This window comes from Paraburkholderia youngii (assembly GCF_013366925.1).
Classification (GTDB): domain Bacteria; phylum Pseudomonadota; class Gammaproteobacteria; order Burkholderiales; family Burkholderiaceae; genus Paraburkholderia; species Paraburkholderia youngii.
This window is the reverse complement of record NZ_JAALDK010000002.1, coordinates 457,717-480,321: the sequence shown is the minus strand read 5'-3', so window position 1 is coordinate 480,321 and position 22,605 is coordinate 457,717. Positions and strand designations below refer to the sequence as shown.

The window sequence follows — 22,605 nt, the reverse complement described above, 5'->3', positions numbered from 1 at the left end:
CCCAGGGGATGAAGATTACAATGGTCTCTGCGTTTACCACTATGAGGCCTTCCTGAAAGATGACTAGCGCCGGGCGCGAGACCTTCACACACTGACGGCGAACACTGCCACAGTTCACACAGGGCAAATTGGGCAACGAAGCCAGTAATTGCCGCCTTCATGGCGCCCCCTTCTTCAACTTCACGTCGCGCGAAAGTTCGCAGCGTCGGCTCCCAGATATTCTAGACAGAGTATCCCTGACCGCCAAACTGCTCTTGCCGTACGGCCGGCTCAGTTACTGAGCAGTTGTTGGTCAATGTCAACCAGTCGCCGCTAACAGGATTCGACAGCAACAGGCTGTGACAGGCAAACCGACATCTTCGGCGTGGTCGGACCGCGCAGCGTGACTATCCGGGCCGAGGGGTGTGGCGAGCATGTTCAACTGGAAATGGCCGTTCACTAATGCGGATTCAACCGGTCGACGCAACACAATCGAAGTTGCGTAAGCAGCGGGAGAGTTGCAGATGAAGTACAGCCCGGACCTTTTATAGCGAAAGCCAGAAAGCGTTAATGTGGGAGCTCTGACAGAAAGGCGAGTCGCTTCAGCATATTGCGCAACTGTTCGATCGGAATCACTCGTCGGTGCAGGGAATCCTGGCGCAGACAGGTGGAATACGGCCGGCACTACGACGTCGTTCCAGACTGGCGTTGACGTTGGCCGAGCGCGAGGAGATTTCACGCTCACTGGTAGTCGGGACTCGACCCGTTCGGTGGCCAGCAGGCTTGGACGGGCACCGTCAACCATCAGCAGGGAAATCCGGCGAAATAGCGGATCTCCAGGCTATCGGGCAAACCACCCCGTTGCGACGCCTCGGGCCTGGTGTACGTCGGCGGCGCCAGTGATGTTGACCAGCGCCGCAATATCCGAAGCGCATCCTCCGATTCAACGTGCCGCCGAATCGTCTGGCAAACCGTACGAGTCCAGTAAGTCGACGCCCAATCGCAAGACTTCGACGGGCGCTTCCAGGCGTTCCGTGAGACCTTTCTGGTATGCCTTGAAGGCAGGAAGCTCGGTGACGGCTGCCGAATCGTCAGCGGCGAGATTCACGAAGAGGTGAATGAATTCACGGCCGTTTCTGAACAGCGCATAGGCGGTGTGTTCGGGCGCCGTATTCCGGAGGCTATCGAACACAGCCCGCGACAGCGCTTCGTTTTCCGCGGTTTGTTCGGGTTTGATGGTGTAGCGCACCAGTGTCAGTCGTTGCATGATTTCTTCCTTTCACGGTTATCGGCGCCGGTGTGGTCCGATAACCGTAAAGACGACGGCGACAAGCTAAAGGATGCGCGCAAAAAAAATTTTTCCGGACCGCATCCTTTGGGTGAGCGGGAACGTCTATTCGATATCGGGGTGCGGGATCAACCGGAGGATTCGGCTTTGGATGCGAATGAACTCACTCAACTGATGGCGGCGATGCGCCCGCGTCTGCATCGGTATTGCACGCGCATGATGGGCTCGGCTTTCGATGGAGAAGACGTCGTTCAGGAGACGCTGTCCAATGCGGTCGCGGCCTGTTCGGCAGCCGGCGAGATTTTGCACCCGGAAAGCTGGTTGCTGGCCATTGCTCATCACGCGGCGCTGGATGCACTGCGCCGCCGCAAGCGACAAGGCCACCAGGAGTCCGACGAGGCGCTGGCGAATCTGACGGACCACGGCGCCCAGGCCGATGCGAGAGTGGCGGCGACCGCGAGTCTCGCGATGTTTCTGCATCTGTCCGTCGTTCAGCGCTCTTGCGTGGTCCTTGCGGATGTACTTGGCTATTCGCTAACGGAAACGGCAGCGATCCTGAGTGTCAGCGTTCCATCAGTCAAGGCCGCGCTGCACCGGGGGCGCGGTCGGCTCAGGGAACTGGTCGGCGTATCCGACGCCGCGCTACCGCGCCTCGCCGAAGCCGACCTCGAGCGGCTGCGCGCTTACGCCGAGCGTTTCAACGCTCGCGACTTCGACGCGTTACGCGATCTGCTCGCCGAAGAAGTCCGTCTCGACCTCGTGAGTCGAGCGCGTCTGGCGGGCCGTAAAGACGTCTCGGTCTACTTCACGCGGTATGCGGAGTCGATCGGCTGTTCGCTGTCATTGGGCTGGGCCGAGCATCGCCCGGTGCTGCTGGCTACCGATCCGGTAGTGGCCGACGCGGGCGTGGCATATGTCATCCTGCTGGATTGGACCGACGACGACCGTATCATCGCGATCCGCGACTTCCGGTTCGCGCCTTACGTGATGGAAAGTCTCACGGTGCAGCGACTGTGATCGGCAAGGCGAGGCGGCGGCGCTAACACTGTTGCGATAGGTACGACTGTCCGGTGAGTGCCGCATTCTGAGCAGGAGATCCCGCTGAGATACATTCTTTCTTCAATTTGCCGAACTCGTTCCGGCGCCAGGGGAGGCGATTGCCGAAAAGAGTTATCGCGACGCGTTCGAAGACACCGATCTGGAGCAGGTGCTGTCGAGGCTCGGCGTTGGTCAGCTGACCTACGATACCCGCTCTGGCAGGATTATCAGCGTTCACCACGGCGCCACCGACGTGAAAAAGGTGCGTCAGCGTGCTCACGATCACAGCAAGATCGATCATCAGCATATCGATGTAATTCCTATCCAGCTCGACGAGCTTCAAAGAGAAAAGCGATATAAGGTGGACCATGCCAGTAAGACGCTGGTTGAAGCACCTGCGAATGAAGGTATCGGTTTCAGCTTTGGCGCGACCTCGGCGTAAAGCAGTAAAAACCCTGCTTCGCCGGTAATGCCGTTCGGTCAAGCACTGAACTGCATCCTTGCCACCCGCAAGCGCACACGAAAATCATCATCCTTTGCCAGCCGAATCGTGACACGGCCCTGTTGACCCGCGTACTTTCAGCACGGCTGGCACCGTATATCCTTGCCGCGTCGCGTGGCCGTCTAGCGCATCGAGCAGATGCCTCGCGGCCACCGTGCCGATCTCGCGTGTGTCCACGTACATCGTCGTAAGGGGCGGGCGCGCTTCGCGTGCGATCGCGAGATCGTCGAAGCCGGTGACGGAAAGGATGCCGCGAAAGCGGCTTGCGGTCACCGGCATGATTAAGGCCACTGCTGACGGGCGTGTTTTACGCGCAGGATCGTCACCACTTCATCGCTGGCGCGATAGAACACAATGTAGTTGCGGTGAATGATCATTTCGCGGGTGCCTCGAACGCGCCCGGCACGATACAGCGTTGGGCGCTGTCGAAGGCCGTCAACCTTGGTGCGGATCTTTTCCACCAGCCCGAGCGCGGCATCGGGATTGTCCCGTCAAATGTAGTCGAGTATGTCAAAGAGGTTGTTTTCTGCCTGTACCTTCCATTCAAGCCTTCGCACGCTTGCCCTTCCGCATTGCCTCAATGCGTGCATCGGCTTCGTTCATTACGTCGTCGTGCGCGATCGTCGGACGCGGGTCGTCGATGGCATCCTGTACCTGCTGGCTCACCCACTTATCGTAGGCCGCGGCGCTCGCGTGCGTAGCCTTCATCGCCTCGGCGCGGTCGGGCCGGCTGTGTCGGTCGATTTCAACTTCATCCGGCCGCCAGGCCTCGAGCGAAAATTTTCCCGTCTGCAGGCCGAGTTCGCGAATCACCTCAAGTGCCTTGACCGGGTTGCGAAACGCGCGTGGCCGGCGATTGTTCGACGTGACGAGCACGGCTGTACCAGCGGCGCGGTTTTCGAGTTCGACGTAGAAGGAGCCGCCTTGGGCCTTCAGAATGGCAGATAGGACGCCACCCGCGAGAGCGGCAGCCGTAGCCTGAGATACGTCCAAGGTTTTCTCCTGGCGTCGGGCGGCTCAGGACATTCGAGCGGGCCGCAGAGGGCGCCCACCGCGCACAAGAGCTCGTCCGGAAGCAGAGGCGACGGCCGCCGGCATTTCATGGGCTCGGGAATGGGTTGACGCCAATGCGTGAAAAGAAGTAGCGCTCGCGCCGGAAATGCTCACGGCCCATTCCTGTCGCTGAAGACAGGGTCCCAACTTGGAAAGGTGCAACAGAGATACGCGAAAGCCGACTCCGCCGTTAATGCCAGGGCCTGCGCCTCCTCTCGTGTTGCCGGTTCGATGCCTCGATCCCAGCACTCGGCAACGACAATGCAGGACGTAAGAATTGTCCAGACCATGCTTGCCGCTTGTTTACGCGAGTCGGGGCGATCTCGTCACACGCCCGGCTGCGCGCCGCATAAACCTAGCATCCGGGTAGGCGCTTTATCGCTGCTGCCAACGATTGTCGAGTGGACCAGTACGCTGCCCACGGGTCCTGCGACTGGAAGCTGAGAGAAAGTTTCCTCCAAAGGAAGGCGTTAGCGCGTACGTTTATTGGAGGCTGTACGTTAAAAGCGGACAACGCAGATAACGGTACACAAGCGCCAAGCGGCCAATTCCTTCGAGGGGGCGATGCAATCCGGGTTCGCGGAGTGGATTTGCGTCTATGCCCACCGCGTGCGCAAGCGCAAGTTACCGCTGCCAATGCAATTAGCATCATCGTCCCATCGTGGCTTCAAGATCTCACTGCCAGTCGTTGCCTTCGTGCTCATGAGCCACTGTCCTTTCGCGCTTCGTGGGAATACCGACCCGCAGCGTCACCGGCGTCGCCTCGGCGAGGATACCGCTGGCAATTTTCACGTGACATGGAGGCTTCGTTTCCCTTCGTGAATTGGTGCGTTGCAGCAATTTGTGTTACATTGTCAGCCTGAGTGTCATTGCGCCAAGTCTTGCGCTTCCCAAGCGCCCGCTCGTATCTGCGGGCCGCGTTCATTGCCCGTTGCGATCACCGTTGTGCCGCCCATAGCCCTGGAATGTGCATGGTTTGCCCGCTGTGGCGTCGGCGGCCCGTGGCCTCGCGATCGTTGGGCAAACCCGTCCAGGAGAATGTATGGCAAAGGTTGATCGGAGCAACTCACGTCCGGACATAGCTACATCCGCGCCGACCGCATCGGCCCAGCGCGCATCGAGGGGCAAGGCCGCCGCAACCCTGCTGCCGGTGGAAACAGTGTCGCGGGACGATGAGCAGCAGCGCCAGATGCGGGCACTCATCCAGCTCGGCAAGGAGCGCGGCTACCTGACCCATGCCGAAATCAACGATCATCTGCCGGACAACTTCGCGCAGACCGCTGCCATTGAAACCATTGTCAGCACCTTCAATGACATGGGCGTAGCAGTCTACGAGCAGGCACCTTCAGCGGAGGCGCTGCTTTTGAACGACGCGGCGCCGGCAGCCATGTCGGATGACCAGGCCGACGAGGAGGCCGAGGTCGCGCTTTCTACCGTTGATTCGGAATTCGGGCGCACGACCGATCCCGTCCGGATGTACATGCGTGAAATGGGCGCGACCGGATTATTGACTCGCGCGGGCGAGGTTGAGATTGCGAAGCGCATTGAAGACGGCCTCCACGAAATGGTCCAGGCGATTGCGGCCTGCCCGGCGACCATCTCCACGATCCTTCTGAGCGCGAAGCAGGTTGAAGCCGGCGAACTGAGCATCGACGAACTGGTTGATGGCATCAATGAGAAAACCGAATCGGTCGAACTGTCCTCGTCGGACCAGGCTGAAACGCCGGACATCGAGCAGGCCATCGCTGATGGTGACGACGCCGGGAGCGACGAGGGCGATGAGGACAGTGAGTTCGAAGAGCGGGACACGGCGAGGGCGCACGAAGCGCGTCTGAAACAGCTCACGAGCGACAGCCTCGCTATATTTGCACGAGTGCGCGAACTGTTCGAGCAGATTTCTGGTTCCTGTGCTGCGCAGGGTAAGGGGCGCGTGACCCACGCTCACCTGTGCGAAGCTATCCAGCGCGAGCTGGCGCCCATTCGCTTTACGGCGCGAACCATCGACCGGCTATGTACCGACGTGCAACAGCAGGTCGCACAGGTGCGTGCGGTCGAGCGGCATATCCTGCAAATTGCCGTTGACCGGTGCGGCATGCCGCGCGAGAAATTCGTCGCGTCGTTTCCTGGACAAGAAACTGATCTCACGTGGACTGAAAACACGGCGGCGTCGTCGCGCGCGTACGGCGACGCGCTCGAACGTAGTCTGCCGGCAATTCAGGCCGAACAGCAGAAGCTTCTCGATATCGAAGCGAAGGTCGGACTGTCGTTGCAGCAGCTGAAGAAAATCAACCGGCAGATGATGGCGGCTGAGTCAAAGATGCGGCAGGCAAAGCGCGAGATGGTCGAGGCCAACCTGCGGCTCGTGATCTCCATTGCGAAAAAATACGTGAACCGGGGCATGCACTTTCTGGATCTCATCCAGGAAGGAAATATCGGCCTGATGAAAGCCGTCGACAAATTCGAATATCGACGCGGCTGGAAGTTTTCAACCTACGCAACATGGTGGGTGCGGCAGGCAGTGACGCGTTCACTTGCGGATCAGGCCCGCACGATCCGGGTGCCGGTGCACATGATCGAGTCGATCAACAAGCTGAACCGGATTTCCCGCGAGATCCTGCAGCAGACCGGACGCGAGGCTCATCCTGCCGCGTTGGCGCAGCGCATGGAACTGCCGGAACAGAAGGTTCGCGGCATGTTGAAGGTCGCGAGGCAACCCGTATCGCTCGAGACGCCAGTGGGTGAGGATGCCGACGCGACACTTGGCGATATGATCGAAGATCCGATGGCGGCATCGCCCGCAGATGCGGCCGTGCAGGCGAACCTGCGCGTCGCAATCGATGAGGCGCTCGATGCATTGTCGCCGCGTGAAGCGAAGGTGTTGCGGATGCGTTTCGGGATCGATACATCGACTGACTATACGCTCGAGGAACTGGGCAAACAGTTCGACCTGACGCGCGAACGCATCCGGCAGATCGAAAGCAAGGCAATGCGAAAACTGATGCACCCGAGTCGCGCCGCCAGGCTTCGGCCATTTCTCGACCATTAACGCGTAGACTCGTGCATAAGCGGGTTGCGCTGTTTCAGGGACGGCAGGCGCTCCCGATCGTCGAGCGCATAGGCCGTTGTGGAGCGCACCGGGCCCGGACGGCTCAATGCGCTTCACGCCTCATCGGACAGCGGATCGTCGTACGCTACCGCCGACTCACAGCAGGACTGCCTGCTGCAGAAGTTCCAGAGCCTTCAATTCGTCCAATCGGCCCGTGCGTGCCTTACCTGCCAGCGTCTTGATCAACGCTTCCGCGATTGGCGCGATACCGACAAGGTTGTCCAGGCTGGTGACGGAAGCGGGGAGCGACACGGGGTTTTGCTGCGGGATTGCAGCGGCTGGAAGCAATTGAGCGGTGGGCGGTGTGACCACCGGCAGCTTGCCATCACTGCCTTCAGAGGAACGACCGGCGGCCTCGGCGGAGGCACCGCTTATGTGATCTTGCTGGCTGACGACGATTGCCTCTGTCGCTTCTCCGGCATCCGCTGAAGCAGGCGAGGCGCTGTCTGGCTCAACCGGGACGCCCGTCCGCGCGCGCCGCGTGTGCACCTTCGAACTTACGGGTCTTCCTGACGCATCGTCGTTCGCGGTGGCCGCAATCGGCTCGTGTTGATCCGCGGACGCACGTCCGCGCGAAGCGGGAGTGAGCAGCCGTGACACCGACTCGGGAATCTCCGCTTCCGAGCGGGGCGAGTCCAACCAGCCAGTCGGCAAACCAAGTCGCTCCGTGAAACGGTTCGCCTCGACATCGTCCATGCGCTTCTTGCCATATAGCCGATGTGCCATGTTTGACTTGGTCATGGATAGGACTACACCAAGTCGCGCTTTGGATCCGTTGCGACCCGTAAGGACGTGGAGGTTCTGCCGTCGAATGTTTTCGACCGTAGCGCTGTCGTCTAACGCCAGCGGGTGCTGCCGGGTCGCTTCAGAAGAGGCTCTGGATTTCGAAGATGAATCTTTTCCTGGTGCATGGGTGCCAGTCGGTCTGGCCATCTGGCTTCGACTCTTTTTGACGGTCACCGGCGACCCGCCCGTTGCTTTCTTTGGCATTTCCGTTTCCTCGGACAGGTTATCTTCCAGCATGGGTTGTTGGCCGCCGTTCGGGGCGGAAGCCGGTACGGGCGTTTCAGACTCCACCTCGGGCTCGTCGTCTGGTTTGACAAAGTCGAGCGGTGACTTCAGACGGGCGATGGTTTCGGGCGCGAGCGCAGGATGGGGCTGGTCAAAGAAACCGTGCGGAAGCCCAAGCGTGGTTTCCATATGAAAAGCGGTCTCGGGCGTGAATCTTTCGCCCTTCATCAGTTCGGCCACTCGCGTCATGTTCGAGTCGAGTCCGAGCGCGATATTCTCTGCGCCCACGGCATCGACGAGAAACTGAAATGATCGTGTTTTGAAAATCGACGCAGTCTGAGTGGAGTCTCGAGGCGGTGCCTTCACGTACGGTTGTCCCTGCCTGTTGGGCGGTGACTTTTTCACGTGACGAGGTTGGCGCTGGCCGCTGTCCCGAGGTCCCGCATGTCGTCCGCGGGGTTGACTCATAAAATAGGGCTCCGTGCGATCATTGATGTTCTGGCTCGTGAATTATAGACGAGGGTAGACTTCGAACATCGGATGCGTTAGCCTGCCCATCTAGCGAGAAATACCCCCACGCGGCGCACGAATGATGAAGAGCCCGAATCTATCATTGGCCGCGGCTTGTCATGCGACGCCAATATTGTTTTTCGTCCCTGTGTGTTATACCGAGCAAAGCAGGATACTGCCATTGCCTCTGTCCGTTTTCCGGCCTTTTTAGACCCGTCGGTTTAGCCAATCAGGAAGGCGCCGCTTCACTAGTACGACAAAGCGGCGGCATACGGTGAGTCAGGTTGAACGCGAACAGTCGGCCGCGAGCTGCGCTGCAGTGCCCCGAGGAAACCCTCTGTTGGATTTTGCTGCACTACTCCAAAACCTGACGGTCGTGCTACGCACACAATTCGGGGCGGATTCAACCGGTGGATGCAATAGTCCGTTGGAATCGTTCGGCTGGCATTTCGTAGTTCAGGGTCTTCCTGGGACGCTCATTAAGGCGTCCTGCCACGGCGTCGAGTTTGGCCTGTGAACGCACTGACAGATCGGTACCTTTCGGGAAGTACTGCCTCAATAGTCCATTGGTGTTCTCATTCGAACCACGCTGCCAGGGATGTTGCGGGTCGCAGAAGTAGACGGCAATGTCTGTGGCAACGGTGAACCGCATGTGGTTGGCCATCTCCGTTCCACGATCCCATGTTAGCGATCTATAGAGTTCCTGTGGCAACTTGCCGGCATGCCTGATGAGTGCATTGATGACCGTCTCGCTGTCCTTACTGGCTATCTTCACCAGCATCACATAGCGTGTCTGGCGCACGACGAGCGTCGCAATCTGGCTGTTCGCGCTACCGCACAGCAGATCACCTTCCCAGTGTCCCGGTACCGCGCGGTCTTCAACTGTCGCTGGACGTTCGCTGATCGATACCGTGTCGCGAATCCTGCCGTGATCATCCGTCTTCTGCGTGTGATGGCGCGAACGGCGCATGGCCCGAGTACGCCGCAAATGTTCCAGCAGCTCCTTCTTCAGGGCACCGCGTGCCTGGATGAAGAGACTGCGATAGATGGTCTCGTGTGACACGTGGAAATCCTCGTTGCCCGGGTATGCGCGCCTGAGCCCTCCGGCGTTCCGCTGAGGCGACCACTCCAGCTGGAGTTTGTCTGCCACGATGCGTGCCAACATCCGGTGTTCAACCAGTTTACAGAGTTTGGGCCGCGGCGCCCGATCCCAGGGGACTGCGCTGGTCGGCGATCCGCAGATCGTCGCCGAGCGGTTGCGCGAGTACATGGAGATCGGCGTCGACCGGTTCGTGCTGTCTGGCTACCCGTATCTGGAGGAGGCCGTGCGCTTCGCGGGACTGGTGTTTCCGCTGATACCGGGCAAGCGCGCGATTACCGAATCGAGCAGAACCTATACCGGCAGTCCATTCGACGTGCGTGGTTTGGGTGCGCAAGGCGGGTCGCCAGGGCATCTCATCGAGTGACCGCGAAGAGGCCTTGAGCGACCGGCACGCGCGCGTGGTTGACATGCTTTGAGAGCCGGCGTATTTGCCTGATTTATTTGGTGCGACGCCCGGCAACATTGCGAACGAAACAGCGCGCTGGCTGACCGGCCGCCCCGGCCGGACTCGGACACCTCCATTCCATTTGCCGATCTTTAGAAATGAAATTTGATTGGTTCTGTTGCCCTTACCGCCTGGCTCATGATCGCTTCTGATGGCTATAGACGGTTTGCCGCGCTGTGGCGGCACTTTCCATCACCAAGGAGGCGACATGACAGCAGTACTCGAACAACGACCGGTCCACGCAGAGCTCGAGACGGCACGCGAAAAGGCGGCAACGGCAGGGCTCCCTTATGCCGGCGGCGTCGCGCCGCAGGACGCATGGGCGCTTTTTTCCAGTGGCGCTGCGCTGCTGGTGGATGTGCGAACGGCAGAGGAGCGCAAGTTCGTCGGCCATGTGCCGGGCACGGTGCACGTGCCGTGGGCGACGGGCACGAGTCTCACGCGCAATCCGCGTTTTGTGCGCGAGCTCGAAGCGAAAACTGGCAAGGACGCGGTCGTTCTGCTTTTGTGCCGCAGCGGCAATCGCTCGGCGCTGGCGGCCGAAGCGGCGGCCAAGGCGGGCTTCACGCAGGTTTTCAACGTGCTGGAAGGTTTCGAAGGGGATCTGAACGACGGCCAGCATCGCGGCGCAGTGAATGGCTGGCGCTTTCACGATCTGCCGTGGGTGCAGGACTAGCGCGGGCTTGTTGGCGCCTTCGGGGATGCGCGCGCTTCGCGCGACGAGGCGCAGCCTGACGAGCCGCGTGCCGGTCATCAATCACAGGGAGCATGGCAGTGGCGGCATTCGATATCGACGACATCGCCGGATCGTTACAAACGGTCCGGCAACAATGGCGTGACGTGCAGCGTCGCGCGCTGGAGCCAGGCGGCCGCGATCTGCCGTCGCGCGACGCACTCGCAACCGTCATCGACGCGCTGAAGGGCGCGCTGTTTCCAATGCGGCTCGGGCCGCCCGACCTGCGACAGGAAAGTGAAAACTTCTACGTCGCGCACGCGCTCGATGCAGCGTTGAACGGTCTTCTGGCGCAGGCGCGGCTCGAACTGCAATACGCGGCACGACGCGAAAGAATCGATGGCGAGGCGATAGAAGGCCGCGCGATCGAAGCAATCCGCGCATTCTCGCGGCGCCTGCCCGCGATTCGCTCGCTGCTCGACAGCGATGTGATCGCGGCGTACCACGGCGATCCCGCGGCCGGCAGCGTCGACGAGGTGCTGCTGTGCTATCCCGGCGTGCTCGCGATGATCCATCATCGGCTCGCTCACGAACTCTATTGCCTTGGCCTGCCCTTGCTCGCGCGGATCGTCGCTGAACTCGCGCATGCGCAAACCGGTATCGACATCCATCCAGGTGCGCGAATCGGCTCGGGCTTTTTCATCGATCACGGCACCGGTGTCGTGATCGGCGAGACCTCCGTGATCGGCGAGCGGGTACGCGTGTACCAGGCGGTGACGCTCGGCGCGAAGCGCTTTCCGCTCAACGAAAACGGTCACCCCGAAAAGGGGCTTGCGCGCCATCCGATCGTCGAGGACGACGTCGTCATCTACGCGGGCGCGACGATTCTTGGCCGTGTGACGATCGGACGTGGCGCGACGATCGGCGGCAACGTGTGGATCACGCACGATGTCGCGCCGGGCTCGCACGTCAGCCAGGCGGTACTGCGCAGTGAGTCGGCGCGAGCGGCGGCGCCGGCCGCCAACGCGATATCGGCGGAGGTACCGGGATGACAGCACTTGTGCGCGACTTCGGGGCGACGGTGCGGTCCTTGCGCGAAGCGCTGTCGTGGTCGCAGGAGCAGCTTGCCGAGTTTGCGGGGCTAAGAAGCGTTAACAAAATGAGTTCTTCAGTCTTCGCCAGCAGATGATGCAGCATGCGATTTTCATGAAGGCTTCATGGATGGAGGCAAGACGTTCGAAGCGGATACGCAGTCGTCGAAAGTTATGGAGCCATGAAATGGTGCGCTCGACAACCCAGCGTGTTTTGCCCAGTCCGCTGCCATGTGGCTCGCCGCGTCGGGCGATTTCAGTCGCGATGCCGGCTGCGTGTAGCGGACGTCGGTATTTGTCGTGATCGTAGCCTCGGTCGCCCTGAACAATATGGGGCTTCGAAAGTGGCCGGCCGCGCTTGCCAGCAATGGGCGCGATGGCGTCAACCAGTGGGCGAAGCTGGGTAACGTCGTTACGGTTGGCGCCTGTGAGGATTACCGCGAGCGGGATGCCCTGCGCCTCGGTGATGAGATGGTGCTTTGAACCGGGTCGCGCGCGATCCGTGGGATTCGGTCCCGTTTTTGACCTGCGCCCACTGCGCGGATCGAGGAGGAATCGACGATGACACGGGACCAGTCAATCTGGTCAGCCGCACGCAGCTTTGCTAGCAGGACTTCATGCAGTCGGTCCCAAACGCCGGCAGCCTGCCAGTCCCGCAGACGGCGCCAGCAACTCATGCCGCTGCCGCAGCCCATCTCGCGTGGCAGCAGGTCCCAGCGCAGGCCTGTCTGCAGGATGAACAGGATGCCCATGAGGAGCGCACGATCATCAAGCGGTTTGCGCCCAGGATAACGGCTTCGCCTTGGTTTGGGAGGGGGCAGCAACGGTTCGATCAGTGCCCAAAGTTCGTCGTCGAGTATAGGTTTAGCCATGTCCTTTTCGTCGTCGAAACAATGAAAAGGTTAACAGGATTCATCGAGAGTAAACAGCCCCCCTCGTTCATTTTGTTAAGGGTTCTAAACCGGTCGTATGTCGGCGAGATCGAACGGGGTAGTGCGATCGCGTCGATCGTTACGGCCGACAAGCTGGCGCGCGCGCTCAACGTGCCGATCGCGACGCTGCTGTGCGCGCCGCCGACGGCCGAGGCGTCCGCGTACGAGCAGGGCGCCGCGTCATCCCGGCTTCCCGCCTGATCGTTGCGCTCCAGGATTGAATTCGCAGTGCTTCACGGGCACAGGTAAGCCGCGTCGCGACGGGAAGCAGGGCCCGTTGCACGCGTGATGATGGCTATAGCATGTTGAGCCAGTATTTGAGTCTCCTGATAATTCCCTGCCGTCATAAGCATTCCCGTTTTTCTTCTATAGACCCTGGAGCCTTCGTATGTCGACGTCAGCGAGCGGCCAGACCGCGCTCGGCGATAACGCAGCACGGCAATTAGCCAACGCCACTAAAACAGTCCCGCAGCTTTCCACCATCACGCCACGCTGGCTGACCCATCTGCTGCAATGGGTGCCCGTCGAGGCGGGCATCTATCGTCTGAACCGAGTGAAGGATCCGGAAGCCGTTCAGGCCGCCTGCACCGCGCGCGAAGACGAAAGCACGCTGCCCACGACGTACGTTCCTTACGAGGAAAACCCACGCGAGTACTTCCTCAATGCGGTCAGCACGGTTCTCGACGTGCACACGCGGATCTCCGATCTCTACAGCAGCCCGCATGATCAGATCAAGGAACAACTGCGTCTGACGATCGAGACGATCAAGGAAGTACAGGAAAGCCAGCTCATCAACAATCCGGACTACGGTCTGCTTGCGAACGTCGATGAAGAACAGCGCGTATTTCCGCTGACGGGCGCACCGACACCGGACGATCTCGACGAGCTGCTGACGAGAGTCTGGAAGGAGCCGGCGTTTTTCCTCACGCATCCGCTCGCGATCGCGGCGTTCGGCCGCGAGTGCACGCGCCGTGGCGTACCGCCGCCGACGGTCAGCCTGTTCGGCTCGCAGTTCATCACGTGGCGCGGCATTCCGCTGATTCCGTCGGACAAGGTGCCGGTCGCCGATGGCAAGACGAAGATTTTGCTGCTGCGTGTCGGCGACAAGCGTCAGGGTGTGGTCGGTCTCTATCAGCCGGGCGTCGCCGGCGAGCAGGGGCCGGGGCTGTCGGTGCGTTTCATGGGCATCAACAACCAGGCGATCGCATCGTATCTGATCTCGCTGTATTGCTCGCTCGCCGTTCATTCACCCGATGCGCTCGCAGTGCTCGACGACGTAGAGATCGGCAAATACCATGACTATCCAGACACCTACCGGTAGTCCGCTCAGCGCGGGGGCATCGTCAGCGGTGCCGCCGTCCGTGTTGCCGGCGGGACTGCCTGATCCGGCGCTGCTCGCACTCCTCGCGACCGAGTTCTTCAGCGCGTTGCCGGGCGGCGCGCCCGCACCGGATGTGTCGGCAGGTCATGCGTGGGCGCCGAAGGCAGCAAATTCGCACCCGGCCTCGCCCTACTATTTCATGCAGGCGCCGGCGCATGGCTGGTCGCGTCCCGATCAGCAGATCGCGTTGCCAGCGAGCGGCGCTGCCGCACCCGGTTCATTCGGACTTCCTGGCGAGGACGAGTTGCGCGAGTTGCTGTCGATTCATCGCTTCCCGCCGGTAGGCGATCCGCTTGGCTTGCCGCGTGGCGGCGCGCCGTACTTCGTCGAGGGCACGCAGGGCAACGCCGATTCACGCGCGCTCGCGGCAGGCACACCGGCAGGCCGCCCGCTGTTCGACGTCAACGCGATTCGCCGTGATTTTCCGATTCTTCAGGAGCGCGTGAACGGCAGGCAGCTGATCTGGTTCGATAACGCGGCGACGACGCAAAAACCGCAGTCCGTGATCGACCGGCTCGCGTATTTCTACGCGCACGAAAACTCGAACATCCATCGCGCCGCGCATACGCTCGCGGGCCGTGCGACGGATGCCTACGAAAACGCCCGCAGCACGGTGCAGCGCTTCATCGGCGCGTCGTCGCCGGACGAGATCGTGTTCGTGCGCGGCACGACCGAGGCGATCAATCTGATCGCCAAGTCGTGGGGCGTGCAGAACGTCGGCGCCGGCGATGAGATCGTCGTGTCGCATCTCGAACATCACGCCAATATCGTGCCGTGGCAGCAACTCGCGGCGCAAACGGGCGCGAAGCTGCGCGTGATTCCCGTCGACGATTCGGGGCAGGTGCTGCTCGATGAATACCGCAAGCTGCTGAACGACCGCACGAAGATCGTTTCGGTTACCCAGGTATCCAATGCGCTCGGAACGGTGGTGCCGGTGCGCGAGATCGTCGAACTCGCGCACCGGGCTGGGGCGAAGGCGCTCGTGGACGGCGCGCAGTCGGTCTCGCACATGCGCGTCGACGTGCAGGCGCTCGACGCCGACTTCTTCGTGTTCTCGGGTCACAAGATCTTCGGTCCGACGGGCATCGGCGTGGTCTACGGCAAGCGCGCGATTCTCGACGACATGCCGCCCTGGCAGGGCGGCGGCAACATGATCGCCGACGTGACGTTCGAGCGCACGGTGTTCCAGCCGCCGCCGAACCGCTTCGAGGCAGGCACCGGCAATATTGCCGACGCGGTGGGACTCGGCGCCGCGCTCGACTACGTTGAGCGCGTCGGCATCGAGAATATCGCGCGCTATGAGCACGATCTGCTGGAGTACGCGACGCATGCGCTCGCGCCCGTCCCGGGGGTGCGGCTCGTCGGTACCGCGCGCGATAAGGCGAGCGTGCTGTCTTTCGTGCTGAAGGGATATGAAACCGAAGAGGTTGGGCGTGCGCTGTCGCAAGAAGGTATCGCGGTGCGCTCGGGACATCACTGCGCGCAACCGATCCTGCGTCGTTTTGGACTGGAAGCGACGGTGCGTCCTTCGCTGGCGTTCTACAACACGTGCGATGAAGTGGACGCGATGGTGTCGGTGATTCGCCATCTGTCCGCACGGCGGGCCTGAACGGTTCTGCCCGGCATCAGTCGTTCTCTTACGCGAGGCATGGCGCCGACTGGCGTCGTGCCTCGCGCCTCCTGAAGCGACATGGAAGCGGTCTCGAACTTCATCCCCGTTTCGCCCGACGATCGTCGGGCCTACTCTTATTTCCCGCCGCCCGCGACGCGGGCAGGGCAGGCATTTCTGATTCTTTAAGTGCGCCGGTTTTCCTGCACGGCTTGCATCCTGCGTCAGCATGCTTGCGGCCGTTATGGCAGACATGGCCATCGCTGTATCCTCAGTTGCCCACGGGGTTTGTGCAGATTCGCGTGGTGCGCGCCGCACACAGAAGGCACAGTGCATTTTCATTGCAGACACGCGAATAACGTAAGCGCAAATCGGTTGTTATCTGCGGCAACCCGCGTCCCTATACTGGCACGCTGTCCTGTCGATGAACGTCGACGTCTGGCACACGTTTGCCGGTCTGCCTGTCCAGCATGAGGAACGACGAATGCCTGCATCCGATCAACGGAACACCGCTGCTGACGAGCGACTTCACGCCGCGCTCGCGTCGCTGCCCGCGCTAGCGAGCACCATCGGAGAGAACGCCGCGTCGCGGGAAGCGCGGCGCGAATTACCGTTCGACGGTTTCGCATCGTTGCGCCGCTCCGGTCTCGCACGCCTGCGCCTGCCGTTCGAATGGGGTGGCCTCGGTGGTTCGCTCGAAGACGAGTTCGCGGTCATCGCGACGCTTGCGGCCGCGGACAGCAATCTCGCACACGCGCTACGCATCCACTTCGATCAGGTCGAAGCATTGATGCTGTCGCCACGCACACCATTCAACGAAACCCAGATACAACGCATCGCCGATGGTGCGATTTTCGGCGGCGCCTCGACGGAACTGGGCACCGCGCGCCCCGGCGAAATCACGACCCGGCTGCGCCGCGACGGTGCGCACTACCGCCTGAGCGGCCGTAAGTACTACGCGACCGGAACGGCGTTCTCCGACTTCGCGCGCCTGAACCTGCAGGACGAGAACGGCGACCCGGTGCTCGCGATCGTACCGGTGAAGCGCGAAGGCCTGCGCGTGCTAGACGACTGGGACGGCATGGGGCAACGCATGACGGCGAGCGGCAGCCTCGAATTCGATGAGTTACTGGTTCGCGACGACGAAGTGACACCACGTGTGCAGACGGCGCTGGTTGGGCGTCATGGCGGCGCGTTGCGGCAACTGCATCTGGTGGCGGTGGCGGCGGGCATCGTACGCAACGTCGTCGCCGATGCGAAGCATTACGTATTGCAGCATGGCCGTCCCGTGCTGCACAGCCCCGCGCCGTCCGCGCACGAGGATGCCTTCATCCACCAGGTGATCGGCGACCTGGCAGCGCACAGCCATACGATCGACGCGCTCGTGCGCGATAACGCACGCGTGCTCGACCGCTCGGCGCGGGCGATCCGCGAGGGCGCCGCCGACGCCGACGCGCTCGTGCTGGAGAGCTCGCTGGCGACTGCCCGCACGCAGCTCGTCGTCAGCAAGCTCGCGCTCTACGCGGCCGAACGGATGTTCGAGGCGGGCGGCGCGTCGGTCACGTCGCGCGTACACAACTTCGACCGGCACTGGCGCAATCTGCGCACGATCTTCAATCACAACCCGCTGCAGCACAAGGCGCGCGTGATCGGCGACTATGAATTGAACGGCGTGACGACCCACCTGACGGAAGGGCGTGTTTTCTAGCACGAGCCGTGAGGCAGGCAGATCCATCCGCAATCTTTGCGGCGACGAGATAGCGCCGCCAGTCTTCCAACAAGCTCGCGATCGAATTCGCAAGGAAACCTACAAAATGAGTCGAGACCTTCTGATCCTGCTGGAACCGGGCTTCACCGATCCCCGCCATCCGGGTGAGCGTTTCATATGTCCGCATGGCGCGCCGATCGAGGGGCTGCTCGCGAGCGACCCCGCGCGCGTCGCGCGGCTCGACGTGCTGCGCGTGCCGTTCGAGCGGCCACGCAAGGCCGTGATCGAAGCGCTCGATGAAGCGCATCAGGGGCTGCCAACGCTCGTATTTGGCGACGAGCTGCCCGCGCCTGCCGATGTCGAGTCGCTCGGTGAGCGGCGCTTCATCACCGATCCGCACCGCATCCTCGATCTGCTCGCCGAGCGGCACGGCTTTCCTAAAGTCCACTGAGCCAAAGCGAGGGAAATCGCCTATGAGTCAGCTTTCGGCACGCGCTGCACCGCGCCGTCTGCATCTGAACGTCAACATCCTGCACTCGGGTTTCGTGCCATCGGCGTGGCGGCTCGAAGAGGCCGATCCGCGAGCGTTCATCGATGTGGACCACTACGTTCACGTCGCGCGGATCGCCGAGGCGGGCAAGCTCGACGCGGTATTCCTCGCCGACAACGCGGCGATCGTCGATCAGATCGACTTCCGCCCGATCACCGCACTCGAACCGACAGTGCTACTCGCCTGCATCGCCGCGGCGACGACTCACATCGGCGTGATCGGCACCGCCTCGACCAGCTACAACGAGCCGTACAACATTGCCCGGCGCTGTGCGACGCTCGATCACGTCAGCAACGGCCGGGCCGGCTGGAACGTCGTGACCACCGCCGATCTGCCGTCGGCGCGCAACTTCGGCCGCGACGCGGTACCGAACCATGCCGAGCGTTACGAGCGGGCCGCCGAATTCACCGAAGTGGTGAAGGCGCTGTGGGATAGCTGGGAAGACGACGCGTTCGTCGGCAACAAGTCCGGTGGCCGCTTCGTCGACGTGTCGAAAGTGCATCCGATCGCGCATCGTGGCCGTCACTTCGAATCTCGCGCTGCCCGGCGCCGGCAACGGCAACTACACCTTCTTTCACGCGACGCTCGCCGAGGCGCGCCGTCACGGCCGCACCGTGCGCGAGCTGATCCGCTCGCTGGCGGGCGGCACCGGCCACCGGGTGATGGTCGGCACGCCCGAGCAGATCGCCGACGACATCCAGCGCTGGTTCGAGGGCGGTGCCGCCGATGGTTTCAACCTGATGCCCGACGCGCTGCCCGGCGGATTGCGCGATTTCGTCGATGGCGTCGTGCCGATCTTGCAGCAGCGCGGCATTTTCCGCAGCGAATACGAAGGCACGACGCTGCGCGAGCACCTCGGACTGAGCCGTCCACACAATCCGCAACGCTGGCGCGCCAGCGCATAGAGTTGCGCCGCCTCACCGCCTGATCAACGACTTGTACAGACCATGAGCCAACGTAAAGGACATCTGCGCCTCGGCGCTTTTCTCTATCCGACCGGACATCACATCGCCGCGTGGCGTCATGCGGACGCGCATGCGGATGCCGGCCGCGACTTCCGCCACTACGTGCAGCTCGCCCAGGCTGCGGAAGCCGCGAAGTTCGATCTGGTCTTTCTCGCCGACGGCTCGGGCACGCGCGGCGACAATGTCGATTTCCTGAGCCGCACCGCGCATAGCTATGTGGCCCAGTTCGAGCCGATCACGCTGCTTTCGGCACTGGCCGCGTTGACCGAACGTATCGGCCTGGTTGGCACCGCTTCGACGACCTTCAACGAGCCGTATCACATCGCGCGCAAGTTTGCGTCGCTCGATCACATCAGCGCAGGGCGAGCTGGATGGAATCTCGTCACGTCGTCGAGCGCGCACGAGGCGAAGAACTTCGGCTTCGACGAACATCTCGCGCACGCGCGGCGCTACGAGCGCGCGGTCGAATTCGCGGAGGTGGTCGACGGCCTGTGGGACAGCTGGGACGAGGACGCGTTCGTGCGCGACAAGGCCGCGGGCCGCTACTTCGAACCGGCGAAACGCCATGTGCTCGATCATCGCGGCGAGTTCTTCAACGTGCGAGGACCGCTGAACGTCGAACGCTCGCCACAGGGCCGGCCGGTCGTCGTGCAGGCCGGGTCGTCGGAAGCGGGAAAGGCGCTCGCGGCGCGCACCGCGGAAGTCATCTTTACCGCGCAACAGACGCTCGACGATGCGGTCGCGTTCTACGCGGACGTCAAGGGCCGCCTCGCGCAATACGGTCGCGAGCCCGACGACCTGAAGATCATGCCGGGCGTGATGCCAATCGTCGGCGAGACCGAGCGCGAGGCGCGCGAAAAGTTCGATGCGCTGCAGGCACTGATCGACCCTGCGGTCGGTCTCTCGCTGGTATCGACGCTGACCGGCGGTTTCGATCTGTCGGGCTATCCGCTCGACGGGCCGATTCCCGAACTACCCGAAACGAACGCGAGCAAGAGCCGCCAGTCGCTGACCCTCGAACTGGCGCGGCGCGAGAACCTGACGATCCGCGAGCTTTATCTGCGCGTGGCTGGCGCACGCGGGCACTGGCAACTGGTCGGTACGCCGCAGCAGATCGCCGATGCGCTAGAGGAGCGTTTCGTCAACTACGGCGCCGACGGCTACAACGTGATGCCAGCGTTGCTTCCCAACAGCCTCGACGACTTCATCCGGCTCGTGTTGCCGGAATTGCGGCGTAGAGGTTTGTTTCGCCACGAATACGAAGGCCGCACGTTGCGCGAGCATCTCGGCCTGCGGCGGCCGGTGTCGCGCTACCAGTGTGAGGCCGTGACGGATTGAATCACGATCGGGGAGGGCGCACGAAGCGGTTGCTGCTTGGCCCGTCAAAACAACGCGCCGCGCATCGACGGTCGCGATGCGCGGCGCGTTGCGCCGACGCCTCGCGGCGTCAGCAGGCTAGAGCAGTTCGACTAGTAGTCGAAGCCGGGACCACCGGCTCCGGGTCCCGCCGGCGACGCAGCCGGTGCCGCATCTTTCGGCGCTTCGTGCACGGTGGCGTCGGTCGTCAACAGCAGGCTCGCCACGGAGGCGGCATTCTGCAGGGCCGTGCGCGTGACTTTGGTCGGATCGACCACCCCGGTTTCGACGAGGTCGCCGTATTCGCCCGTGGCCGCGTTGTAGCCATAGTTGCCGCTACCTTCGGCCACCCTGGCGACGATCACGCTCGCTTCCTCGCCCGCATTGGCGACGATCTGGCGCAACGGTTCTTCGAGCGCGCGACGCACGATGTTGATACCGGCGTTCTGATCCGCATTCGCACCCTGCAGCGCGGCGATCGCCTGTTTCACTCGAATCAGCGCGACACCGCCGCCCGGAACGATACCCTCTTCGACAGCGGCGCGCGTCGCGTGCAGCGCATCGTCGACGCGGTCTTTCTTCTCCTTCACCTCGATCTCCGTCGCGCCGCCCACCTTGATCACGGCGACACCGCCCGCGAGCTTGGCGACGCGTTCCTGCAGCTTTTCACGGTCGTAGTCCGAGGTGGCTTCCGCGATCTGCGCGCGAATCTGCTTGACGCGAGCCTCGATGCTGACCTTCTCTCCGGCGCCGTCGATAACCGTGGTGTTTTCTTTGCCCACCTCGATGCGCTTGGCCTGACCGAGTTCGGCGAGGGTCGCTTTTTCGAGCGTCAAGCCGGTTTCTTCTGCGATGACCTGGCCGCCGGTGAGGATCGCGATGTCTTCGAGCAGCGCCTTGCGGCGATCGCCGAAGCCGGGCGCCTTGACCGCGACCGTCTTCAGAATGCCGCGAATATTGTTCACGACGAGCGTCGCGAGCGCTTCGCCTTCGACGTCTTCGGCGATGATCAGCAGCGGCCGGCCGGACTTTGCGACCTGTTCGAGGATCGGCAGCAGATCGCGGATGTTCGAGATCTTCTTGTCGTGTAGCAGCAAGAAGGGTTGTTCGAGTGCGGCGAGCTGCCGGTCCTGGTCGTTGATGAAATAGGGCGACAGGTACCCACGGTCGAACTGCAGACCTTCCACGACGTCGAGCTCGTCTGCGAGCGACTTGCCGTCTTCGACGGTGATCACGCCTTCCTTGCCGACCCGGTCGATCGCTTCGGCGATGCGCTGGCCGATCGATTCTTCGCCGTTCGCGGAGATCGTCGCGACCTGAGCGATTTCCTTGCTGGTGGTCGTGGGCTTGCTGATCTTCCTGAGCTCCTCGACGGCCGCGACGACGGCCTTGTCGATACCGCGCTTCAGATCGAGCGGATTGAGGCCCGCCGCGACGTATTTCTGGCCCTCACGGACGATCGCCTGCGCGAGCACGGTCGCGGTTGTCGTGCCGTCGCCCGCCGCGTCGCTGGTCTTCGACGCCACTTCCTTGACGAGCTGCGCGCCGATGTTCTGCAGCTTGTCGGCCAGTTCGATCTCCTTCGCGACGGACACACCGTCCTTCGTCACGACAGGGCTGCCGAAACTGCGTTCGAGCACGACGTTGCGGCCCTTCGGCCCAAGCGTCACTTTCACCGCATTGGCGAGCAGGTTGACGCCTTCAACCAGTTTGGTACGTGCGTTGTCGCTGAAAGCGACTTCTTTGGCTGCCATGTTTGCTTTCTCCTCAGTTTTGAACGACCGCGACGATATCTTCCTCGCGCAGCACCAGCAGTTCGTTGCCGCCGACCTTCACGGCCTGGCCCGCGTACTTGCCGAACAGCACGCGATCGCCGACCGCCAGGTCCGGTTCGACGCGCTTGCCGTCGTTACCGCGGCGGCCGGGGCCGACGGCGAGGATCTCGCCCTGGTCGGGCTTTTCCGCGGCGCTGTCGGGGATCACGATGCCCGACGCGGTGCGGGTCTCCTGATCGAGGCGCTTGACGATCACGCGATCATGTAAAGGGCGTAGGCTCATCTGTTGTTTTCCTTCCTCACAGGTTGCTATTGGCATTGCGCTCCACGGCGCCAGACTCAGGACGTTAAGTCGGCGCCGGCACAAATCCAAACAATGTTTGCGCATATGAAAAGCACGCGAGGATGGAAATCGATTCGTCGTACGCAGTGCATCGGGCATCAAGCGCCTGCATACGGCGGGCTTCGAACGTCGCTGCTGTCGGGCTGCAACTAGAAATCGAGCTGTCGCCAGGCAGCCTCAGCGCAGCC

16 protein-coding genes and 8 pseudogenes are annotated in these 22,605 nt (G+C 62.2%); 15 read left to right on the top strand and 9 right to left on the bottom strand.

Features of this window, described 5'->3' with window-relative positions:
- Positions 1 to 549: 549 nt before the first annotated feature.
- A pseudogene (locus G5S42_RS33510) lies at positions 550 to 830 on the top strand (helix-turn-helix domain-containing protein); the annotation flags it as partial.
- Between the two features lie 92 nt (positions 831 to 922).
- On the opposite strand, the gene G5S42_RS33505 reads toward G5S42_RS33510, so the two are convergent.
- On the bottom strand, positions 923 to 1,228 hold the full coding sequence (locus G5S42_RS33505; RefSeq protein ID WP_312883671.1) for a hypothetical protein: 306 nt from the start codon (positions 1,226 to 1,228) through the stop codon (positions 923 to 925).
- Positions 1,229 to 1,414: 186 nt separating this feature from the next.
- Here G5S42_RS33505 and G5S42_RS33500 point away from each other — a divergent pair, with 186 nt between their 5' ends.
- Positions 1,415 to 2,284 carry an RNA polymerase sigma factor gene (locus G5S42_RS33500; protein WP_246392246.1) on the top strand — a complete coding sequence of 290 codons (870 nt, stop codon included), beginning with the start codon at positions 1,415 to 1,417 and terminating at the stop codon, positions 2,282 to 2,284.
- A 190-nt stretch (positions 2,285 to 2,474) separates the two neighbouring features.
- A complete protein-coding gene (locus tag G5S42_RS44575) occupies positions 2,475 to 2,747 on the top strand; it encodes a hypothetical protein (RefSeq protein WP_246392244.1) in 273 nt (90 codons plus the stop codon).
- A gap of 87 nt (positions 2,748 to 2,834) precedes the next feature.
- Here G5S42_RS44575 and G5S42_RS33490 read toward each other — a convergent pair.
- The 3 genes and pseudogenes from G5S42_RS33490 to G5S42_RS33480 all read right to left on the bottom strand — a co-directional run.
- Positions 2,835 to 3,059, bottom strand: a pseudogene (locus G5S42_RS33490) (substrate-binding domain-containing protein); the annotation flags it as partial.
- Positions 3,060 to 3,088: 29 nt separating this feature from the next.
- A pseudogene (locus tag G5S42_RS33485) lies at positions 3,089 to 3,397 on the bottom strand (type II toxin-antitoxin system RelE/ParE family toxin).
- The gene (locus tag G5S42_RS33480) at positions 3,351 to 3,800 is read right to left on the bottom strand and encodes an antitoxin PaaA2 family protein (RefSeq protein ID WP_176111061.1); all 450 of its coding nucleotides are present in this window, start codon (positions 3,798 to 3,800) and stop codon (positions 3,351 to 3,353) included. Before G5S42_RS33480 ends, G5S42_RS33485 begins: the two are co-directional and overlap by 47 nt.
- Before the next feature lie 1,102 nt (positions 3,801 to 4,902).
- Between G5S42_RS33480 and rpoD the strand changes: the two genes are divergently transcribed.
- Positions 4,903 to 6,906 (top strand): RNA polymerase sigma factor RpoD, encoded by a 2,004-nt coding sequence (rpoD, locus tag G5S42_RS33475; RefSeq protein WP_176111060.1) that lies wholly within the window; start codon positions 4,903 to 4,905, stop codon positions 6,904 to 6,906.
- Positions 6,907 to 7,062: 156 nt separating this feature from the next.
- Here the strand turns inward: rpoD and G5S42_RS33470 are convergent, their stop codons facing one another.
- Both G5S42_RS33470 and G5S42_RS33465 read right to left on the bottom strand, forming a co-directional pair.
- A complete protein-coding gene (locus G5S42_RS33470; protein ID WP_176111059.1) occupies positions 7,063 to 8,445 on the bottom strand; it encodes a hypothetical protein in 1,383 nt (460 codons plus the stop codon).
- A 445-nt stretch (positions 8,446 to 8,890) separates the two neighbouring features.
- Positions 8,891 to 9,709, bottom strand: a pseudogene (locus G5S42_RS33465) (IS30 family transposase); the annotation flags it as partial.
- On the opposite strand from G5S42_RS33465, the pseudogene G5S42_RS44570 reads away from it, so the two are divergent.
- The 4 genes and pseudogenes from G5S42_RS44570 to G5S42_RS33445 form a co-directional block, all read left to right on the top strand.
- A pseudogene (locus tag G5S42_RS44570) lies at positions 9,699 to 9,953 on the top strand (alkanesulfonate monooxygenase); the annotation flags it as partial. The pseudogenes G5S42_RS33465 and G5S42_RS44570 sit on opposite strands and share 11 nt — an antisense overlap.
- A 289-nt stretch (positions 9,954 to 10,242) precedes the next feature.
- Positions 10,243 to 10,710 carry a rhodanese-like domain-containing protein gene (locus G5S42_RS33455; RefSeq protein ID WP_176111058.1) on the top strand — a complete coding sequence of 156 codons (468 nt, stop codon included), beginning with the start codon at positions 10,243 to 10,245 and terminating at the stop codon, positions 10,708 to 10,710.
- A gap of 98 nt (positions 10,711 to 10,808) precedes the next feature.
- The gene (gene epsC, locus G5S42_RS33450) at positions 10,809 to 11,759 is read left to right on the top strand and encodes a serine O-acetyltransferase EpsC (RefSeq protein ID WP_176111057.1); all 951 of its coding nucleotides are present in this window, start codon (positions 10,809 to 10,811) and stop codon (positions 11,757 to 11,759) included.
- Positions 11,756 to 11,851 (top strand): annotated as a pseudogene (locus G5S42_RS33445) (helix-turn-helix domain-containing protein); the annotation flags it as partial. The gene epsC and the pseudogene G5S42_RS33445, both read left to right, overlap by 4 nt.
- Before the next feature lie 7 nt (positions 11,852 to 11,858).
- Here the strand turns inward: G5S42_RS33445 and G5S42_RS33440 are convergent.
- A protein-coding gene (locus G5S42_RS33440) for an IS5 family transposase (RefSeq protein ID WP_176107597.1) occupies positions 11,859 to 12,670 on the bottom strand; the annotation gives its coding sequence in 2 pieces (ribosomal slippage) (positions 11,859 to 12,322 and positions 12,322 to 12,670; 813 coding nt in all).
- Between the two features lie 84 nt (positions 12,671 to 12,754).
- On the opposite strand from G5S42_RS33440, the pseudogene G5S42_RS33435 reads away from it, so the two are divergent.
- From G5S42_RS33435 to G5S42_RS33405, 7 genes and pseudogenes are all read left to right on the top strand, one after another.
- Positions 12,755 to 12,931: pseudogene (locus tag G5S42_RS33435) on the top strand (helix-turn-helix domain-containing protein); the annotation flags it as partial.
- A 187-nt stretch (positions 12,932 to 13,118) separates the two neighbouring features.
- Positions 13,119 to 14,051 (top strand): family 2A encapsulin nanocompartment shell protein, encoded by a 933-nt coding sequence (locus G5S42_RS33430; protein ID WP_176111056.1) that lies wholly within the window; start codon positions 13,119 to 13,121, stop codon positions 14,049 to 14,051.
- Entirely contained in the window at positions 14,026 to 15,720 is a 1,695-nt protein-coding gene (locus G5S42_RS33425) for a family 2A encapsulin nanocompartment cargo protein cysteine desulfurase (RefSeq protein WP_176111055.1), read from the top strand. The genes G5S42_RS33430 and G5S42_RS33425 overlap by 26 nt, the downstream gene beginning before the upstream one ends.
- A 484-nt stretch (positions 15,721 to 16,204) precedes the next feature.
- The gene (locus G5S42_RS33420) at positions 16,205 to 17,428 is read left to right on the top strand and encodes an acyl-CoA dehydrogenase family protein (protein WP_176111054.1); all 1,224 of its coding nucleotides are present in this window, start codon (positions 16,205 to 16,207) and stop codon (positions 17,426 to 17,428) included.
- Between the two features lie 106 nt (positions 17,429 to 17,534).
- On the top strand, positions 17,535 to 17,879 hold the full coding sequence (locus tag G5S42_RS33415) for a DUF3088 domain-containing protein (protein ID WP_176111053.1): 345 nt from the start codon (positions 17,535 to 17,537) through the stop codon (positions 17,877 to 17,879).
- Between the two features lie 22 nt (positions 17,880 to 17,901).
- Positions 17,902 to 18,883 (top strand): annotated as a pseudogene (locus tag G5S42_RS33410) (LLM class flavin-dependent oxidoreductase).
- Positions 18,884 to 18,925: 42 nt separating this feature from the next.
- The gene (locus tag G5S42_RS33405; RefSeq protein ID WP_176111052.1) at positions 18,926 to 20,281 is read left to right on the top strand and encodes an LLM class flavin-dependent oxidoreductase; all 1,356 of its coding nucleotides are present in this window, start codon (positions 18,926 to 18,928) and stop codon (positions 20,279 to 20,281) included.
- A 131-nt stretch (positions 20,282 to 20,412) separates the two neighbouring features.
- On the opposite strand, the gene groL is transcribed toward G5S42_RS33405, so the two are convergent.
- Both groL and G5S42_RS33395 read right to left on the bottom strand, forming a co-directional pair.
- Positions 20,413 to 22,053, bottom strand: a complete 1,641-nt coding sequence (gene groL / locus G5S42_RS33400) for a chaperonin GroEL (RefSeq protein ID WP_176111051.1) — start codon at positions 22,051 to 22,053, stop codon at positions 20,413 to 20,415.
- 13 nt (positions 22,054 to 22,066) lie between these two features.
- Entirely contained in the window at positions 22,067 to 22,357 is a 291-nt protein-coding gene (locus tag G5S42_RS33395; protein ID WP_176111050.1) for a co-chaperone GroES, read from the bottom strand.
- Between the last annotated feature and the right edge of the window lie 248 nt (positions 22,358 to 22,605).

Bases quoted from the DNA above. Each gene is read 5' to 3' on its own strand.
- rpoD (WP_176111060.1), top strand. From the start codon at position 4,903: ATGGCAAAGGTTGATCGGAGCAACTCACGTCCGGACATAGCTACATCC.
- G5S42_RS33470 (WP_176111059.1), bottom strand. From the start codon at position 8,445: ATGAGTCAACCCCGCGGACGACATGCGGGACCTCGGGACAGCGGCCAG.
- G5S42_RS33455 (WP_176111058.1), top strand. From the start codon at position 10,243: ATGACAGCAGTACTCGAACAACGACCGGTCCACGCAGAGCTCGAGACG.
- G5S42_RS33430 (WP_176111056.1), top strand. From the start codon at position 13,119: ATGTCGACGTCAGCGAGCGGCCAGACCGCGCTCGGCGATAACGCAGCA.
- G5S42_RS33425 (WP_176111055.1), top strand. From the start codon at position 14,026: ATGACTATCCAGACACCTACCGGTAGTCCGCTCAGCGCGGGGGCATCG.
- G5S42_RS33420 (WP_176111054.1), top strand. From the start codon at position 16,205: ATGCCTGCATCCGATCAACGGAACACCGCTGCTGACGAGCGACTTCAC.
- G5S42_RS33415 (WP_176111053.1), top strand. From the start codon at position 17,535: ATGAGTCGAGACCTTCTGATCCTGCTGGAACCGGGCTTCACCGATCCC.
- G5S42_RS33405 (WP_176111052.1), top strand. From the start codon at position 18,926: ATGAGCCAACGTAAAGGACATCTGCGCCTCGGCGCTTTTCTCTATCCG.
- groL (WP_176111051.1), bottom strand. From the start codon at position 22,053: ATGGCAGCCAAAGAAGTCGCTTTCAGCGACAACGCACGTACCAAACTG.
- G5S42_RS33395 (WP_176111050.1), bottom strand. From the start codon at position 22,357: ATGAGCCTACGCCCTTTACATGATCGCGTGATCGTCAAGCGCCTCGAT.